The organism is Nocardioides sp. NPDC058538, from assembly GCF_042719275.1.
Classification (GTDB): domain Bacteria; phylum Actinomycetota; class Actinomycetes; order Propionibacteriales; family Nocardioidaceae; genus Nocardioides.
In genome coordinates, this window is the sequence record NZ_JBHXNY010000001.1 from 278,287 (window position 1) to 294,838 (window position 16,552).

A 16,552-nucleotide genomic window follows, 5' to 3' on the forward strand; every position below is an offset into this window, starting at 1 on the left:
ATGACCCCGTTCGACCTGACCGGTCCGCTCCCGACCGGAACCACGCTGATCGAGGCCTCGGCCGGCACCGGGAAGACCTTCACCATCGGCGCTCTGGTCACCCGCTACGTCGTCGAAGGGGAGGCGACGCTCGATGAGATCCTGGCGATCACCTTCGGCCGCGCCGCCTCCCAGGAGCTGCGCGAGCGGGTGCGGAAAAGCCTGCTCGACGCCGAGCGGGCACTCGCAGAGGCTGTCCGCGGTGGGCGTCCGAACCCGCTCGACGCCCATCTCGAGCTGCTGCTGGACGTGTCCGACGAAGAGATCCGGGTACGCCACGAGCGCGTCCGCGACGCGCTCGCCTCCTTCGACGGGGCGACGATCGCGACGACCCATCAGTTCTGCCAGCTCGTGCTGCGCTCGCTCGGGGTCGCCGGTGACACCGATGCCGGTGCCGAGCTGGTCGAGTCACTCGACGAGCTGGTCGTGGAGGTCGTCGACGACCTCTACCTGAAGTGGTTCGGGGAGGCCCGGGAGCGACCGCCGTTCGACCGCGACGACGCGCTGGGACTGGCACGCACCGCGGTCGAGGACCCGCAGTCGGTGCTGGCGCAGGCGCCGGCCGAGGACCCGGTCGCAGGCGCGCGGGTCAGGTTCGCCGAGGAGGTGCGGGACGAGGTCGACCGTCGCAAGCAGATGCGTGGGGTCCTGTCCTACGACGACCTGCTGTCCCGGCTCGCGATCGCCCTCGAGGACACCTCGGCGCCGGCCCGGGCACGGATGCGACAGCGGTGGCGGATCGTGCTGGTCGACGAGTTCCAGGACACCGACCCGGTGCAGTGGCAGGTGCTCTCCCGCGCCTTCGAAGGTCACGCCACCCTGGTCCTCATCGGTGACCCGAAGCAGGCGATCTACGCCTTCCGCGGCGGTGACGTCTTCACCTACCTGGAAGCCGCCCGGTCCGCTCAGACACAGGCCACGCTCGGCACCAACTGGCGCAGCGACGCCCCGCTGGTGGAGCGGCTCCAGGTGGTCCTGCGGGGCGCGGCGTTGGGCTCTCCCGAGATCGTCGTCCACGACGTGAAGGCCCATCACTCCGGGTCCCGGCTGGTGGGGGCCCCGAATCCTTCACCGTTCCGGATCCGTCGGGTCGGACGCCGGGGCTTCAAGCTCACCCGCGGCAAGATGATCACCGCCGGTGACGCGCGCACCCATATCGCCCGGGACCTCGCCGGAGACATCGCCGAGCTGCTCGGCTCCGGGGCAACGTGGTGCGATGCTCCGGTCAAGGCCGGGGACGTCGCGGTCATCGTCGCGGTGCGCACCCACGGACTCCTGGTTCAGCGAACCCTGCAGGAGCACGGGATCCCGGCGGTCATGGCCGGGGGCGGCGACGTGTTCCTCACCCCTGCAGGCGAGGACTGGCTCGCGCTGCTGCAGGCGCTCGACTCGCCCCACCGGACGCCGCTGGTGCGGGCGGCCGGGCTGAGCGTGTTCTTCGGCTACACCGCGACCGAGCTCGACGCGGGCGGCGAGGCGATGACCTCGCGCATCGCCGACACGCTGCGCGGCTGGGCGCTGTTGCTGCGTGGCCGAGGTGTCGCCGCGCTGATCGAGGCGGCGGAGGAGCGGGGGCTCACCGCCCGTGTGCTGCGGCGCACCGACGGGGATCGGCTGCTCACCGACGTACGTCATCTGGGGCAGCTGCTCCACGACATCTCCGTGCGTGACTCGCTGGGGCTGCCGGCGCTGTTGGCCTGGTTCCGCGACGAGCGGCGGCGTTCTGCGGCCGCCGAGCGGCCGCGGCGGCTCGACTCGGACGCCGCCGCGGTGCAGATCGTCACGGTGCACGGGTCGAAGGGGCTGGAGTATCCGATCGTCTACCTGCCCTTCGCCTACGACTTCTTCGTGCGAGACCCGGAGGTCGCCCGGTTCCACGACGCCTCGGGACAGCGGACGATCGACGTCTCCCGGACCGGCGCGCAGTGGGCACAGCACCTGGCCAGGCACCAGGCCGAGGAGCTGGGGGAGGAGCTTCGAGATCTGTACGTTGCGCTGACCCGGGCGCAGTCGCAGGTCGTCGCGTGGTGGGCGCCGACGGCCAACACGGCCACCGGCGGACTGCACCGACTGCTGTTCGGGCGAGGTCCTGGCCAAGCTGCGGTTCCTGACAACGTCGCCGTGCCGAGCGACGAGGACGCGGCAAGTCTGCTGAGCAATGTCGCGCGCCACGGCGGTCCGGCGGCCGAGGAAGCGGTGCCGGTGACGACAGCGACGCCGGTGCGAGAAGCGCCGCTCGGCAAGCTCGTCGCGCGCCTGTTCACCCGTGAGGTCGACTCCGAGTGGCGGCGTACGTCCTACTCGGGGCTCATCCGGGTCGACGAGGGCGTCGCGGCGACCTCGGAGCCGGAGATCGAGGGCAAGGACGACGAGCCCATCGCCGAGGACGTCGATCGCGTCGATACCCCCGCGGAGGAGGAGCAGCTCTCGCCGATGGCCGAGCTGCCCAAGGGTGCCGGCTTCGGGTCGCTGGTCCACGCGGTCCTCGAGCACACCGACCCGGATGCTCCTGACCTGGGCGAAGAGGTGCTGACCAGGACCCGTGAGCAGCTGCGCTGGTGGCCGGTTCCGGCTTCGGCGGAGGATCTCGCGACCGGGATCCTGCCGCTCAACCTGACCCCGCTCGGCCCGCTGGCCGACGGGCTCACGCTGGCCGAGATCCCGCTGCGCGACCGGCTGCGCGAGCTCGACTTCGAGATCCCGCTCGGGGGCGGTGACACCCATGGCCGACGTGGAGCCCGAGGAGATCAGCGTGGGCCCGAGGATCCCGATGTATGCCTCCGTGACCTCGTGCCGCTCCTGCGCGCCCACCTTCCGGCGGACGACCCGATGGTGACGTACGCCGACCGGCTCGAGGCCCCGCCGCTCGGCGACCAGTCCCTGCGGGGCTACCTGACCGGCTCGGTCGACGTGGTGCTGAGGCTGCCGAGCGGACGGTTCGTGGTGGTCGACTACAAGACCAACTTCCTGGGCGTGGAAGCGATGGACTACACCCAGCCGAAGCTCGCCGAGGCGATGCTCCACTCCCACTACCCGTTGCAGGCGCTGCTCTACTCCGCCGTGGTGCACCGCTTCCTGCGCTGGCGCCTGCCCGGGTACGACCCCGAGACGCATCTGGGTGGTGTGCTCTATCTCTACGTGCGCGGGATGCTCGGCCCGGACACCCCGGTCGCCGGTGGCATCCCGACCGGCGTCTTCACCTGGCAGCCGCCCGCGTCCCTCGCGGTCGCCCTGTCCGACCTTCTGGATGGAGTGACCGAATGATCGAGCGCTGGGAGTCCGAGGACCCCTTCGACGCACGCCTGGCCCGGTCAGCGACGGGCCTGCTCGCCTCGTTCAACCGCGAGGGCGTGCTGACCGCGGCCGACGTACATGTCGCGACCCGCGCCGCCGCGCTCGCCGGAGAAGAGCGCGACGAGGTGCGACTGGCGGTGGCGCTGGCGGTCCGCGCGGTGCGGCACGGATCGGTGTGCGTCGACCTGGGAACGCTGCGGGAGACCGAGGAGACGCTGCCGTGGCCGGCCGCTGCCGGCTGGCTGGAGGCCGTCGCCGACAGTCCGCTGGCGGCACAGTCCCTGGTGCAGGTCGAGGACGGCCTGCTCTACCTGGACCGCTATCACCGCGAAGAGGGACAGGTGCGCGACGACCTGCTCGCCCGGCTGGCCTCGCCGCGCCCCGTGGCCGACGAGACTCTCCTGGAGGCTACCGCGGCCCGGCTCTTCCCGGGCGAGGGCTACGCCGAGCAACGTGCCGCCGCGCTCGCCGCCGCCCGGCAGTCGACGACCGTGCTCACCGGCGGTCCCGGCACCGGCAAGACGACGACCGTGGCCGGGCTGCTGGCGCTGCTCACCGAGCAGTCCTCGACCCCGTTGCGGGTCGCGCTGACCGCCCCTACGGGCAAGGCCGCCGCGCGGCTGCAGGAGGCCGTCGAGGGTGCCCAGCGGGCGCCGCAGTTCACCGCTGACGACCGCGCCCGGCTCCACGGCCTGACCGCCTCGACGCTCCACCGGCTGCTCGGCTGGCGACCCGGCTCGTCGACGCGGTTCAAGCACCACCGCACCAACCGGCTGCCGCACGACGTGATCGTCGTCGACGAGACGAGCATGGTCTCGCTGACGATGATGGCCCGGCTGCTCGAGGCCGTACGCCCCGAGGCGCGGCTGATCCTCGTCGGCGACCCCGACCAGCTGGCGAGCGTCGAGGCCGGCGCGGTGCTCTCCGACCTCGTCGCCGGGCTCGCCGTGCGCTCGCCCGACGCCGTCGCCGCGCTTCGCATCACCCATCGCTTCGGTGGCGCGATCGGCGCCCTCGCCGAGGCGCTGCGGGTCGGCGACGCCGACGCGGCACTCGACGTGCTGAAGTCCGGCGACCCCGCGGTCGAGCTCGTCGACCCCGCCGACGAGGCCCGGGTGGCCGAGGTCGAGCGCGGACTGGTCGAGCACGCCGCCGCCCTCCACGAGGCCGCGCTCGCCGGCGACGCGGAGCGCTGCGTACGGATGCTCGACGAGTCGCGCCTCCTCTGCGCCCACCGCGACGGGCCGTGGGGCGTCGCCCACTGGAACCGGCAGATCGAGCGCGGCCTCGCCGAGACCACCGGCGAGCCGCTCGGCATCGGCTGGGGCCACGAGTGGTATCCGGGCCGGCCGGTCCTCGTCACCGCCAACGACTACGGCCTCGGTCTCTTCAACGGCGACACCGGGGTCACCTACACCGACGCCGGCGGCGACCTCCGCGTCGCGATCGCCGGCGGCGCGACGTATGCGCCCTCACGCCTCGGCGACATCGAGACCCTCCATGCGATGACGGTCCACAAGTCCCAGGGCAGCCAGGCCAGGTCCGTCACCGTCCTGCTCCCACCCGACGACTCACCCCTGCTCACCCGCGAGCTCTTCTACACCGCGGTGACCAGGGCGCAGGAGCGCGTACGCATCGTCGGCACCCCCGACGCCGTCACCGCCGCGATCACCCGCCGGGCCCAGCGTGCCTCCGGCCTCCGCCAGCGGCTCGGCCACTGAGCGTCAGGACCGGGCGATGGAGGTGGCGAGCGAGGCGAGGTGGCCGAGGCGGGCCAGCTCGGAGTCGAGGAAGTCGGGGCCGCCGCGGCGGCCGATGATGACGATCTCGTTGCCGTCGATGCGAGCGCCGGCGAACATGTTCTCGTCCTCACCCTCGACCTCGATCCGCTCGGGGCGGTCGAGCTCGATGAAGGGGACGTTCTCGGGCGAGCCGTCGGTGGCGCGGCTGATGCCCTTGACGCGGTGGACGCGGATCGCCCAGTCGGCACGGAAGGTCAGCGGCAGCACGTCCACGAGCCGGTCGAGCGCCTCGAGGGCGTTCTCGGTGAGGTCCTCGACGGCCTCGAGGTCGAGGAAGAGATTGCCGCCGGCGGCGTAGCGGGAGATCCAGACGACGTGCACGCCTTCGAGCTCGTTGCACGCCGACACGATGGAGTCCGGCATCGTTCCCGGTTGGGTCTCGAGGAGCACATCGTCGACAGCTCTTCCGTCGACCTTGTTCTTCTCGACGATCTCGATCGCCTCGATGTCGCCACCGGCTTCACCGATGGCGGAGGCGAGGCGACCGAGGGAACCCGGGATGTCGGGCAGGTCGACGCGTAGCAGGAACGGCATGTTCACAGACCCTAGCGTCGCGAACCGACAGCCGTGGCACTGTCCCGGTTACGCACCGGTCAACTGGCGGGCAATCTGCCGGTCGGCCGAAGGGCTATTCGCCGGCCGGCTCCAGCAGGAAGAGCGGGAAGATCCGGGACGTGTTGGGCTGGTATTCGCCGTACGTCGGCCAAGTCTTCACGGCGTAGTCCCACCACTCGTCGCGCTCGGCCCCGGAGAGCTCGCGGGCGACGTACGCCTTCTTGGTGCCGCCGTCCTGGAGCACCATGTCGGGGTACTTGCGGAAGTTGGCGACCCAGGCGGGGTTCTTGTCGCTGCCGCCTATCGAGGCGACCGCGAGGTAGCGGCCGTCGCGCTCGACGCGCATCAGCGGGGTCTTGCGGATCGCGCCGGTCTTCGCCCCGCGGTTGGTGATCAGGATGATCGGCTTGCCATCGCGCTCGAGGACGTTGGCCTCGGCGCCGTCGGAGGCCTCGAACGCGGCAACCTGCTCGCGCACCCAGTCGGCCGTGCTCGGGACATATTCACCTTGCAGTTCGGTCATGCTCACTACAACAGCCGGGGACGCGGGCTATTCCGAGCCCGGATAGCCTCACCCTCATGAGCGCCATCGAAGGAGTCTCCGACACGTTCGACCCGAGCCGCTGGGACGAGGTCCCCGGCTTCGAGGATCTGACCGACCTGACCTATCACCGGGCCAAGGAGCACGGCACCGTACGCATCGCCTTCGACCGCCCCGACGTACTCAACGCCTTCCGCCCGCACACCGTCGACGAGCTCCTCCGCGTGCTGGAGCACGCCCGGATCTCCGCCGACGTCGGCTGCGTCCTGCTCACCGGCAACGGCCCCTCGGTCAAGAACGGCAAGCACTCCTTCTGCACCGGCGGCGACCAGCGCATCCGCGGCAAGGCCGGCTACCAGTACGAGGAGGACGAGGCGTACGCCGCCGGCCGGACCGGCGCGGAGGAGCCCACCCCGATCGACAAGGCCAAGCTCGCCCGGCTGCACATCCTCGAGTGCCAGCGACTGATCCGCTTCATGCCCAAGGTCGTCATCTGCGTCGTCCCCGGCTGGACCGCCGGCGGTGGCCACTCCCTCCACGTGGTGTGCGACCTGACGCTGGCGAGCGCCGAGCACGGGCGCTTCAAGCAGACCGACGCCGACGTCGGGAGCTTCGACGGCGGCTACGGCTCCGCCTACCTCGCCCGCCAGGTCGGCCAGAAGTTCGCCCGCGAGATCTTCTTCCTCGCCGAGGAGTACTCGGCCGAGGACGGCGTACGCATGGGCACCGTCAACCGCGCCGTCCCGCACGCCGAGCTCGAGGACGTCGCGCTCGAGTGGGGCCGCAAGATCAACGGCAAGTCGCCCACGGCCCAGCGGATGCTGAAGTACGCCTTCAACCTCCTCGACGACGGTCTCGTCGGCCAGCAGATGTTCGCCGGTGAGACGACCCGTCTGGCCTACATGACCGACGAGGCACAGGAGGGCCGCGACCAGTTCCTGGAGAAGCGCGAGCCCGACTGGTCGCCCTACCCCTGGTACTACTGATCTGCGCAACGACGCGGTGCTACCCGCCGGCCGGTCTCCGACGGGTCACACAGGCTGCGTGATGCCAACGGCGGGTGCGTGAGGTCACATGGACTGATGAGCTCGATCGAGACCCAGGCACGTCGGCCCCACCACCTCACTCTGGCGGAGCGGGCGTCGTCGGGCCGTGGGACGCGGGCGAAGGTCCCGCGTTCGGTGCACGGCGAGTGGCAGCCGGCGCCCGACCGGGCCGACCCTGTCGGCCTCCTCGAGGAGCAGGGAAGCAGTCGGGTGCAAGAGCTCGTACCGCTCCGCTACGGCCGGATGCTGGTGGACCCGTTCACGTTCTTCCGCGGTTCCGCCTACCTGATGGCGTCAGATCTGGCGAGTGCGCCGCGCACGGACCTGACGGTCCAGCTGTGCGGCGACGCGCACCTGTCGAACTTCGGGTCGTTCGCAGCACCGGACCGACGCCTGGTCTTCGACCTCAACGACTTCGACGAGACCTTGCCCGGCCCTTTCGAATGGGACGTCAAGCGCCTGGTGGCGAGCTTCGCGGTCGCGGGGCGTGACCGCGAGTTCGACGACGCCGAGCGCAGGGCCGTCAACCTGGCTGCCGCATCGTCCTACCGGGAGGCGATGCAGGATCTGGCGCAGATGCGCAAGCTCGATGTGTGGTACGCCCGCCTGGACGTGGACGAGCTGGACGCCCTGCTGAGCTCGCAGTTCACGGGCAAGCACGTCAGGCGATTCCGCAAGAACGTGGCCAAGGCCCGGTCGAAGGACAGTCTGAAGGCCTTCTCCAAGCTCGTGGAGATCGTGGATGGGCGTCCGCGCCTGATCAACGATCCTCCGATGATCGCGAGGATCCAGGAGCTGATGCCCGACAACGAGGTCCGAGAGGTCGAAGACACGCTTCATGCCATCCTGCAGATGTACCGCGCGACCCTGCGAAGCGACCATCGACACCTGCTCGAGGGGTTTCGCTTCACCGACGCCGCGCGCAAGGTGGTCGGGGTGGGCAGCGTAGGCACCCGCACCTGGATCGTGCTGCTGATCGGCAACGACGACCAGGACCCGCTGTTCCTCCAGGCCAAGGAGGCCCAGGCATCCGTCTTGGAGCCATTTCTCGGCAGGAGCGCGTACACCAGTCACGGTCAGCGGGTCGTCGAGGGGCAGCGACTGATGCAGTCCGCCAGCGACGTGATGCTCGGCTGGGTGAAGGCGAGCGGGTTCGACGGCGTCGAGCGAGACTTCTTCGTCCGGCAGTTGTGGGACGGCAATGGTTCGGCGATCGTCGAGGCCATGGATCCCGCTGCCATGACCGGCTACGCCCGAATGTGTGGAGCGACGCTGGCAAGGGCTCATGCGCGCTCCGGTGACCCGGTCGCCATCGCGAGCTACCTCGGCTCCGGAGATCGGTTCGATCGGGCGGTCTCGACGTTCGCCGAGGCCTACGCCGACCAGAACGAGCGGGACTACGCAGCGATGCGTCGTGCGGTCGCCGACGGGCGGGTCGTGGCTGAGCGGGGCTGAGGGTGCCATCGACCAGCCGTGTTGTCAGTTGCCCCGTACGCGTCGACCGAGCAGTCCCGGATCGGTCGCGACCACCTGGCCCACGAGTGCGGTCGTGAGGAAGCAGAAGGCGGCAACGTAGAGCCAGGTCAGGTAGGTGAAGGCGACACCGATGGATCCGTACCGGTCGGCGCTCGCCTCGAGTGCCACCGGGAGCCATGCCTGGGTGGCGGGGCGGACCGTGATCATCAGGAGAGCGAACAGCAGTGCACCCGGCATCAGCATCCGGGCACGAACGGCGCCGGCGAGCAGCGCCCAAGGGATGAACGCTGCGACCGCGACGTCCCAGGCGAACGAGACCACCCGCGGCCACAGCTCGCGAGGAGGGAGGGACCCGAGGGGCTCGCCGGCAGCTCGGACGAGGACCAGCGAGAGCGCGAAGACCAGGACGACGGCCAGCCACCGCCAGGCCGAGCTCAGCCTGGTCGGTGGGCGCGGCACTCCCCAGATCGCAGCGAAGGCGCGGGCCAGCGCGCGAGACAGGCTGGTCGCCGAGACGAGCACGAAGACGGCCCCGACGATGCCGAACGCTGCGCCGCCGCCGCTGTCGACGACTCCCTCGAGCACCTGCCGGGTCTGCTCCGGCATCTCGATCGCGTCGGCGAACCTGTCGCTGTTCGAACCCAGGGTGGCGATCAGGATGAGCACCGGGAGCACGGAGGTGAAGAACTGGGCCGCGACGGTCATCGACCGGTCGAACACCTCGATCCGGCCGAGCCCCGCGACTGCCCGCAGGAGCATCCGTCCCAGCTGCCTGTCGAGCAGCCAACCAAGCCACCGCTGCAGCCCGGCCGGCAGACGTCCCAGGACGGCGTCGACGCGGGTCCGGACCGGATCGACGGCTGGGTCTGCCTGGTTCTCCGAGGACGGAGTCCCGTCGTTCGAGTCCATGCCGATCTCATTCTGGCGTTCCCTCAGGCCGAAGCTCGACCGGAGCGGCCGGCCCCGGCTCTGTGTCCGGCTTCCCTGAGATCAGGGGCAGGGCCCACCTGCCGCGCGGGTCGGCCTCGACCAAGAGGGCTTTGGTGAGCAGCGTGCACGGGACGGCGAGCAGCGCGCCGATCGGTCCGATCACCCAGGTCCAGAACACCAGCGAGAGGAACGTCAACGTCGGTGAGAGACCGACCGAGTCGCCCACCACCCGAGGCTGGATGATGGATTGGATCACGAAGTTGATGACGCAGTAGACGACGATGACGGTGACCATCGGGCCTAGCCCGCCGTCGAGCAAGGCGATGAGGGCCGGCGGGATGACGCCGATGACGAAGCCGATGTTCGGGATGAAGTTGGTGACGAATGCGAGCACCGCCCACACGAAGGCTCCAGGGACGTCCAGCACGTACAGGGCGACCCCGTCGATGACGGCGACGATCAGCCCGAAGCCCGCCGAGACACCCATGTAGTTGCGGGTGCCGTGGGCGAAATTGTCCAGTGCGGAGACGGGGTCGGGAAACCGGTCACCCAACGTCTTCAGGTTGCGGCGCGTGGAGTCGGTGTCGAAGGCGATGAACAGCAGCACCGTGATCAGGAAGAACAGGTCTGTGACCACGCCGAGCGTGCCGGAGAGCACCGACATGGCCACGTCGATGACCTGGCCCGGGTCGAACGCGTTCACGACCGCGTTGATCTGCTCCTGCTGGACCCCCGCGTCCCGCAAGATGTTCCCCACGTTCGCGACACCGTCGGCGATCTGGTCGGCGTAGGTGGGCACCAGGGCGGCCAGCTGGGCGACCGACACCATCAATGCCACCGCAAAGACCGAGAGCAGCAGGACTGCCGAGGCCAGCATCAGTGTCGAGATCGCCCACCCGGGAAGTCGTCCCCGTTCCAGCCACAGGCGGATCGGGTGCAATGTGATCGTGATGACCAAGGCCATGAGGACCGGCCCGACGATGTCCGCGATGGATCTCACGCCGGCCAGCGCGAGCGTCAGCGCGGCGGCACCGAGCAACAAGGTCCAGGCGAACGATCGGGGCTGAATCTCGCTAGGTGCGGTGGTGGAGGCGTGCTTCATGAGGATCTCCTGTCCCGGCCGGGTGCTCCCCCTCGAGCGCGTCGGTGTCATATCCGAGAGCCATCGCCAGCCTGGGAGCGGCTGCGACCACGCGTGCCGTACCGATGATGGGGAGGACGCCGATGAGTACGTCGACGACCTCGGTGGCGCTCGCGCCGGCATCGACGGCCGCATCGGCAGCGGAACCGTAGGAGGGGACCTCGCCCCCGACCGCAACCAGCGCCGCCAGCCTGACCAGAGCCAGGGTTCGGGCATCCAGCGTGGGTTCGAGCCACGCCTCATCGACCGCATAGATGGGGTCTTCGGACCACTCCGTCTGGTTGATGGCCAAGCGGTGGAGTCGATCGGCGTAGTGCACTCCGGACCGTCCTTCCGGCTCGCTCTGAGTTGACCGCGACCCTTCGATTCGCCGTCCGTACGCCTCATTCACCCCCACCTCGGTTCAGTCCGCATCATGCAGATCTGGTGAAGCGCGCTCGACGCGAGCATCGAGGCGGCCAAGGAGAGTGTTTCCGCCTCCACTTTGGGCGCCGCCGCGACCGCGCTCTCCACGTTTGGCAGCGACGTACGGACTCTCATCACCGACGTCCAGGAAACCTGCTGAGCACCCGCCCGGGTCCGGCCACGGCGTCGGGCTTCACGCATCTTGGGTGAGGACGCGCGGCCGGGCCGGCACCAGACTCCTGACCATGGCCCCATGGATCGCCGTTTCCCTCTACCTGATCGACCTCGCGTTGAAGATCGTCGCGTTGGGCGTGGTGCCCAAGAACCGGCGACCGTCCAGCGGCATGGCCTGGCTGCTCCTGATCCTGGTCGTGCCGCTCTTCGGGTGGGTGATCTTCCTCGTCCTGGGGCGGACCAAGCTCGGGCGTCGTCGCAACGAGCAGCAGGCCGAGGTCAACGCGCTCGTGGCGGAGCGAGCGGCGCACGTGCCCACACTCGAGAGCGACTTCCCCGGACCTGCGTACGTACGCTCGGTGGCAACGCTGAGCCGCAACCTGGGAGCGCAGCCGGTGACGCCCGGCAACAGGATCGACCTCTTCCCGGTCTATGCCGAGTCCATCGCGGCGATGGCCGCCGAGGTCGACAAGGCCTCCGCCTGGGTGCACGTCGAGTTCTACATCACCGCATGGGACAACGTGACCGGACTCTTCTACGAAGCACTGGCGCGGGCCGTAGATCGCGGGGTGAAGGTCCGCCTGCTCTTCGATCACCTCGGATCCAAGGGCATCCCGGGGTACAAGGAGTTCATTGCCCGGCTGGACGCAGCCGGTATCGAGTGGCACCCGATGCTGCCGGTCGCACCGTTCAAGCGCCGGCCTGACCTGCGCAACCACCGCAAGATCCTGGTGATCGACGGGATGGTGGCGTTCACCGGCTCGCAGAACCTGATCGAGCCCGGCTACAACAAGCCCGCGAACCACAAGCTCGGCCGTGAGTGGACGGAGCTGGTGGCGCGCGTCGAAGGTCCGGCGGTCAGCGCTCTCAATCTGCTCTTCTGCACCGACTGGTACAGCGAGACGGAGGTCAAGCTGATCGACGAGCTCGGCACGGTACCGAACCCGGCCGGCGACATCGAGGGGCAGGTGATCCCGAGCGGGCCGGGCTTCTCGACGGAGAACAATCTGCGCGCGTTCACGCTCCTGCTGTACTCGGCACAACGCCGGCTGTCGATCACCAGTCCCTACTTCGTGCCGGACGAGTCGCTGCTGTACGCCATCACCACGGCCGCGCAGCGAGGCGTCGAGGTCGAGCTGTTCGTGAGCGAGGCCGGAGACCAGTTCATGGTCTACCACGCCCAGTGCTCCTACTACGAGGCGCTGCTGCGCGCGGGGGTGCGGATCTACCTGTATCCGGCGCCCGCGATCCTGCACTCGAAGTTCTTCAGCGTCGACGACGACGTCGCGGTTCTGGGATCGAGCAACATGGACATGCGTTCGTTCGTGCTGAACTACGAGGTCTCGTTGATGCTTCTCGGACCCGAGGTCGTCGCCGAGATGCGCAAGGTCGAGGACCAGTACCGGTCGATCTCCAAGGAGCTGCTCCTCGAGGACTGGCTGACACGATCCCGCGGCGCGGCGTACCTGGACAACGTGATGAGGCTGACCGCGGCGCTGCAGTAGAGCGCGCCGATCGAGCGCGCCGGTTCAGTTGGGCGAGCCTGTCACCACTTCAATTCGATCTCGACCTCGCGCTCGTCGTCCCCGATCTCGACCTCCAGCTTGAAGTCGACCTCGTCAGGGACGCGCACCTTGAAGCGCAGTCCTTCTCTTTCGAACTCGACCTCGTTGTTGCTGGCGAGCGCGTCGGCCAGGGCGCGCAGGCGAGCCGCAGCGTCCTCACGACGCAGCCTTGCCCGTTCAGTGACTTCCATCAGGTCCATCTCGATCTCCTTGCTGGTGAGGTTGAGGGGTGCTGATCTCGGCCGAGCGCGATTCGTGCCAGCTCGACAGACGACACCCTCGCAACCTACCCAGCGACGTGAAAGTCCGGTGTCATACGGAACGCGTGAATCCCGCTCGTGCCCCATGAACGCCGGTGGGTTGCGGTTGTGCACCGAGGCCTCCGGCCCCGACTCCGTTCTCGCGACGCGATCGGAGCCACAGGTGGCTGGTCATCTCGCCCCACACGGTCCAGCAGCACCTCGAGCACGTCTTCGAGAAGACAGGCGTACGCAGCCGCCCGACCTGGTCACCATGGTTTTCTTCAGCCACTACGAGGGGCGGCTGCGCGACAACGAGCAGCGCGCAGCGTCCCGGCTCCCACTGCGCGGCCATGATCACGGACCTTCCAGGACGTCGATGTCATAGACCTCCAGCCAGGTCAGGCAGACCTCGAGCATGGTCGCGCGCGCGGCCAGGCGCTCGCCGAGCCGGTCCTCGACACGGCCGATGCGGTAGCGAACCGTGTTCGGATGGATGTAGAGCGCCTCGGCCGTCGCCTCCACGTTCATTCCGGTCCGAAGGTGGGCGAGCGCGGTGCCGCGCAGGTCCCCTTCGCCGCGGGCGCCGGTCATCAGCGGAGCCAGCTCCCTTCGGACCATCGCTCGGGCGAGCTCGCCGTCCCCGACCAGTCCCACGAGCTCCACGTCGGCGTAGCCATGAGCCCGTGTGCGAGCCCGGCGGCCGATCCGCTGCGTCGCGACTGCCTGGAGGTGGCTGTCACGGAAGGCTGTCGGTCCATGGCAGGCCCGTCCGAGCGCGAAGTGGAGCTCGGCCTCCTCGAGGAGCGGGATGACGGCCCCGAGATCGACGGTCGGCTCTTCGGTGGTGGCCACCCACCCCCATAGCTCCCGGCTGCCGGCCAGCGTGGTCAGCGGCCGCGGCAGACCGAGGCGCTCGCAGATCTGCAGCGCGAGGTCGAAGAGCGGCGCGCCGCCGTCGGAGGTCGACGGTGCGGAGAGGACGAAGGCGGTCTGCCAGGAGGTGAGCTTGTGGCCGAGCACGCGTTCGCCGTCGGGAGTCGGAGCAGCGCCGGCGATCAGGGCCTCGATGGCCTCGGAACGTCGTGCCTGAGCTCCCTCCACCAGTGAGGCGCGCTCGCGGGTGTAGTGCCCGATGAGCTGCTCGACCGCATCGTCGATCCACTGCTCGGCGCGTAGCCACAGAGCCAGCAGCGCCTCGTCGCGGGCCAGGCCTTCGGGCAGGTGGTCGGGTTCCGTGTTCTCCGCGACGTAGCTGAACACGGTCTTGTTGGCCACGCGATAGACCTTGAGCAGCACACTGATGTCGAGGTGGCGGCGCGCGATGGACAGGCTGAACGCGATGGCGGCCGACGGCAGCGCGAGGCGATAGTCGTCGGCGAGGCTGACCAGGAAGTTGCGCCAGTGCTCCCGGGTCGAGGCGTGCAGCTCCTCGACGAGAACCGGGTCGGTGGCGATCTCGGGGATCGCGCTCACGATGTCGTCGTCGACGCGTTGGACGAAGGCGTCCACCATCCCCGGACGGAGGGAGTTCTGGGCGAAGTCCTGCAGCCACCTCTCGACAGGTGCTGGTGTGGTCATCGTCGGGCTGCCTTTGGGGTGTCGAACATGCCTGCGTGGGTCGGTCTCCCGGATCCCGGGTCTGCTTTGGAGTCTCCCACAAACGCGAGCCACGAATGTGGTAGCCGTCACAAGCGCCGAGCGGGCGCGTGCGACCACCATGGTGAGCGCCCGAACATGCCGGGCCCGACGAGAGGATCGCCATGCAGGAGTTCGACTACATCGTGGTGGGCAGTGGCTCGGGCGGAGCGGTGCTCGCCGGTCGCCTCAGCGAGGACCCGCGCACCTCGGTGCTTGTGCTCGAGGCGGGCGGGCGAAGCCGTCCTAACCTGAACGTCCAGATCCCGGCGGCGTTCGCGAAGCAGTTCCACACGAAGATCGACTGGGACTACACCTCCGAGCCCGAGCCGCATCTCGACGGCCGACGGATCTATCAGCCGCGCGGCAAGATGCTCGGTGGCTCCAGCGGCATGAACGCGATGATGTACGTCCGGGGCAACCGGGCCGACTACGACGGCTGGGCCAAGTCCGGCGCCACCGGCTGGTCCTATGACGAGATCCTCCCGCTCTATCGCCGGATGGAGACCAACAGCCGCGGCGCGAGCGAGTTCCACGGCGACTCGGGCCCGCAGTACGTCGAGGACGCTCCCGATGCTCGTGCGGTGTCAGGGCGGTTCGTCGACGCCATGGCCGAGATCGGTATGCCCCGGATCGACGACTTCAACGGAGCCGAGCAGGTGGGCACGTCGATGTTCCAGCGGTTCACCCGCCGCGGGCAGCGCTGGACGACGTACGACGGTTATCTGGCTCCGCGTCGCAAGCAGCCCAACCTGACCATCACCCCGAACGCCATGGTGCACCGCGTCCTGATCGAGAACGGCCGCGCCACCGGTGTGGTCGTGAACATCGGCGGCGGGCTGCAGACGATCCGCGCGGCCCGTGAGGTGGTGCTCGCCGCCGGCGCCTACAACACGCCGCAGCTGCTGATGCTCTCCGGCATCGGCCCGGCAGATCACCTCGCCGAACATGGCATCGCGACGGTCGTCGACAACGCCCACGTCGGCGCGCACCTGATGGACCACCCGATGCTCCTGATGAACTGGGAGACGACGGATCGGGACAACCTCACCCACGCCGAGAAGCCCGGCGAGCTGCTGAAGTACGTCACCCGTCGGAAGGGCATGCTCACCTCGAACGTCGGGGAGGCCGGAAGCTTCTTCCACACGAGCGTCGACGACATCGCGCCTCAGATGGAGATGATCACGGCGCCGGTCTACTTCTTCCAGCACGGCGCGGCGTCCTATGACAAGACCGCGATCGCGATCGGGTTGTCCATGGTCGGCGCACGATCCGAGGGGGCGGTCCGGCTGCGGTCCGCGGACCCGGCGGCGGCGCCGAGGATCCGCAACAACTACTTCGCCGACCCGCGCGACATGCAGTCGATGATCGACGGCATCGAGCGGGCGCGCGAGGTCATGGCGAGCCGGACCATGCGCGGGACTGTCGGCAAGGAGATCCACCCCGGCCCTTCGTACGGCGCGAGCCGGACCGACCTCGAGCGAGCCGTGCGCGCGGAGGTCGAGCACACCTATCACCCGAGCTGCACCGCCCGGATCGGCGTCGAGGGCGAGGGCGTGCTGGACGCTTCCCTGCGGGTCCAGGGCGTCACCGGCCTGCGGGTCGCCGATGCGTCGGCGATGCCGCGGGTCACCCATGGCAACACCCACGCACCCACCATGCTGATCGGCGAGAAGGCCGCGGATCTCATCAAGAGCGGAGCCTGAG

General features: G+C 69.2%; 13 protein-coding genes. 6 read left to right on the top strand and 7 right to left on the bottom strand.

All coding sequences use genetic code 11. The features are described from left to right. Both ACFWQC_RS01350 and recD read left to right on the top strand, forming a co-directional pair. Complete coding sequence (locus tag ACFWQC_RS01350; protein WP_378672289.1) at positions 1 to 3,303, top strand: UvrD-helicase domain-containing protein; 3,303 nt, start codon at positions 1 to 3, stop codon at positions 3,301 to 3,303. After that, the gene (gene recD, locus ACFWQC_RS01355) at positions 3,300 to 5,054 is read left to right on the top strand and encodes an exodeoxyribonuclease V subunit alpha (protein WP_378671954.1); all 1,755 of its coding nucleotides are present in this window, start codon (positions 3,300 to 3,302) and stop codon (positions 5,052 to 5,054) included. Before ACFWQC_RS01350 ends, recD begins: the two co-directional genes overlap by 4 nt. 3 nt (positions 5,055 to 5,057) lie before the next feature. Here recD and ACFWQC_RS01360 read toward each other — a convergent pair whose 3' ends face one another. After that, on the bottom strand, positions 5,058 to 5,660 hold the full coding sequence (locus ACFWQC_RS01360; protein WP_378672292.1) for an amino acid-binding protein: 603 nt from the start codon (positions 5,658 to 5,660) through the stop codon (positions 5,058 to 5,060). Between the two features lie 103 nt (positions 5,661 to 5,763). Beyond that, entirely contained in the window at positions 5,764 to 6,213 is a 450-nt protein-coding gene (locus tag ACFWQC_RS01365) for a nitroreductase family deazaflavin-dependent oxidoreductase (RefSeq protein WP_378671957.1), read from the bottom strand. A 56-nt stretch (positions 6,214 to 6,269) separates the two neighbouring features. On the opposite strand from ACFWQC_RS01365, the gene ACFWQC_RS01370 reads away from it, so the two are divergent. Together ACFWQC_RS01370 and ACFWQC_RS01375 are read left to right on the top strand one after the other, a co-directional pair. Beyond that, positions 6,270 to 7,217 carry a 1,4-dihydroxy-2-naphthoyl-CoA synthase gene (locus tag ACFWQC_RS01370; protein ID WP_378671960.1) on the top strand — a complete coding sequence of 316 codons (948 nt, stop codon included), beginning with the start codon at positions 6,270 to 6,272 and terminating at the stop codon, positions 7,215 to 7,217. A 96-nt stretch (positions 7,218 to 7,313) separates the two neighbouring features. Continuing rightward, entirely contained in the window at positions 7,314 to 8,732 is a 1,419-nt protein-coding gene (locus ACFWQC_RS01375; protein WP_378671963.1) for a DUF2252 domain-containing protein, read from the top strand. Between the two features lie 24 nt (positions 8,733 to 8,756). Here ACFWQC_RS01375 and ACFWQC_RS01380 read toward each other — a convergent pair whose 3' ends face one another. Genes ACFWQC_RS01380 through ACFWQC_RS01390 form a run of 3 tightly spaced genes read right to left on the bottom strand, consistent with a single transcriptional unit; the run spans position 8,757 to position 11,116 of the window. Beyond that, on the bottom strand, positions 8,757 to 9,662 hold the full coding sequence (locus tag ACFWQC_RS01380) for a YhjD/YihY/BrkB family envelope integrity protein (protein ID WP_378671965.1): 906 nt from the start codon (positions 9,660 to 9,662) through the stop codon (positions 8,757 to 8,759). Between the two features lie 7 nt (positions 9,663 to 9,669). Further along, on the bottom strand, positions 9,670 to 10,785 hold the full coding sequence (locus ACFWQC_RS01385; protein ID WP_378671968.1) for an AI-2E family transporter: 1,116 nt from the start codon (positions 10,783 to 10,785) through the stop codon (positions 9,670 to 9,672). Further along, positions 10,757 to 11,116 (bottom strand): carboxymuconolactone decarboxylase family protein, encoded by a 360-nt coding sequence (locus ACFWQC_RS01390; RefSeq protein WP_378671971.1) that lies wholly within the window; start codon positions 11,114 to 11,116, stop codon positions 10,757 to 10,759. The genes ACFWQC_RS01385 and ACFWQC_RS01390 overlap by 29 nt, the downstream gene beginning before the upstream one ends. Positions 11,117 to 11,474: 358 nt before the next feature. On the opposite strand from ACFWQC_RS01390, the gene cls reads away from it, so the two are divergent. Then, positions 11,475 to 12,908, top strand: a complete 1,434-nt coding sequence (cls, locus tag ACFWQC_RS01395) for a cardiolipin synthase (protein WP_378671973.1) — start codon at positions 11,475 to 11,477, stop codon at positions 12,906 to 12,908. A gap of 41 nt (positions 12,909 to 12,949) precedes the next feature. Here the strand turns inward: cls and ACFWQC_RS01400 are convergent, their stop codons facing one another. Both ACFWQC_RS01400 and ACFWQC_RS01405 read right to left on the bottom strand, forming a co-directional pair. Beyond that, entirely contained in the window at positions 12,950 to 13,168 is a 219-nt protein-coding gene (locus ACFWQC_RS01400) for an amphi-Trp domain-containing protein (protein ID WP_091045126.1), read from the bottom strand. A 396-nt stretch (positions 13,169 to 13,564) separates the two neighbouring features. Next, a complete protein-coding gene (locus tag ACFWQC_RS01405; RefSeq protein ID WP_378671976.1) occupies positions 13,565 to 14,788 on the bottom strand; it encodes a PucR family transcriptional regulator in 1,224 nt (407 codons plus the stop codon). 182 nt (positions 14,789 to 14,970) lie between these two features. Between ACFWQC_RS01405 and ACFWQC_RS01410 the strand changes: the two genes are divergently transcribed. After that, complete coding sequence (locus ACFWQC_RS01410) at positions 14,971 to 16,551, top strand: GMC family oxidoreductase (RefSeq protein ID WP_378671979.1); 1,581 nt, start codon at positions 14,971 to 14,973, stop codon at positions 16,549 to 16,551. The last annotated feature ends 1 nt before the right edge of the window (position 16,552 follow it).